This is a genomic window from Hominiventricola sp. (assembly GCF_057604405.1).
Genome location: NZ_DBLYVB010000094.1, coordinates 1 through 1,359, shown reverse-complemented (window position 1 = coordinate 1,359; position 1,359 = coordinate 1). Strand labels below are relative to the sequence as shown.

General features: G+C 44.6%; 1 protein-coding gene. It reads right to left on the bottom strand.

What is annotated here, in order from left to right; translation table 11 throughout:
• The coding region (locus ACZMB2_RS14280; protein ID WP_487597207.1) for a carboxylesterase/lipase family protein at window positions 1–1,088 on the bottom strand (1,088 nt) is incomplete at its 3' end.
• Window positions 1,089–1,359: the final 271 nt, after the last annotated feature.

The following is a 1,359-nucleotide window of genomic DNA, read 5'->3' as shown; positions in this document are numbered from 1 at the left end:
CTAGAATCCTCCCGCATTGCCTCGGGAAAGCGCAAAAAGGTCTCAGCATTCTTTCCGAAAATCTCTTCCGCTTTCTTTTTCAAATCTTCTTTTGAGGAAGCTTCTATATAACTAGGAAATTCATCTGAAGTATTTCCAGACATAACGGGAACATTTACATGCTTGCCTTCCATGAAAAGAACCATTGGGTCACCTACACAGAACTTGTGATCCAATACGGTAAACATAGCCGGAAATATTTTGGTATATTCCTCATACTTGTCACGAATCGTAGCCGCATCCAGCTTACGAGCCTGCTCAATAGTTGAGCAACCCAGGAAAGAAAGAAAATGCTGTCCATTTTCCTCAGCATGCCACAATTCCTCCGGCACTCCGATTCCTCCAACCTGATAAGGAGAGCGAATCATTGCACTCATCACTACTGCACGATGAAATAAGCCTTCATTATCCATACATGCCATCTGGCTCATAACACTTCCGCCTCCGGCTGACTGTCCTGCAATGGTCACATTACCCGGATCTCCACCAAAGAAAGCAATATTTCTCTGTACCCATCGAAGTGCTGCCTGCTGATCCAGACTTCCAAAATTAGTCGGTGCGTCAGGCTGCTCCTCTGTCAGCTGAGGATGTGCCAAAAATCCAAAAACATTAACCCGGTAGTTTACCGTTACAACAACCACACCGCGACGTGCAATTCTCTCTCCGTCAAATTCCATTTCGGCAGGATATCCACACTGGAGTCCTCCTCCGAAAAACCATACCAAAACCGGCTGTTTTTCTGTTACTTCTTTAGCACCTGTCCATACGTTCAAATACAGACAGTCCTCATCCATGGCAATTTCCGGATCCACATGCCACTCACGGATATACACGTTATCACCGATTCCCGGAACGCTCTGCATGGAAATCGGAGCAAAGCGATAACATTCACGAACTCCATCCCAGTCTTCACAGGGCTGTGGTGCTCTCCATCTGTTCTCTCCTACCGGAGGAGCCGCAAAAGGGATTCCCTTAAATGCAGTTATCCTAGGGTCTGCGGCTTCAATACCTTTCACCCATCCATTTTCTGTCCGTACTGTTCTCAGCATAATTCCTACCTCCGCTAATTTTACTATTAGCCATAATCCTAAATCTTTTCTATCCACCAAAAATCCAACTTTTAAATCAATTCGTTTTGCTCATCTCTCAATGACTTATAAGTTACTACAGCACATGCAATAACATAGATTATGATAACTCAAATGATCTTAATGCAGCAATTCCGTTACCGCGATAGGTCAGGTAAAGCGCCTGTATTCCATCCGGAATCGTAACCGGTGCGGTATACTTTTCCCAGACATTGGTATATTGAACCTCTAA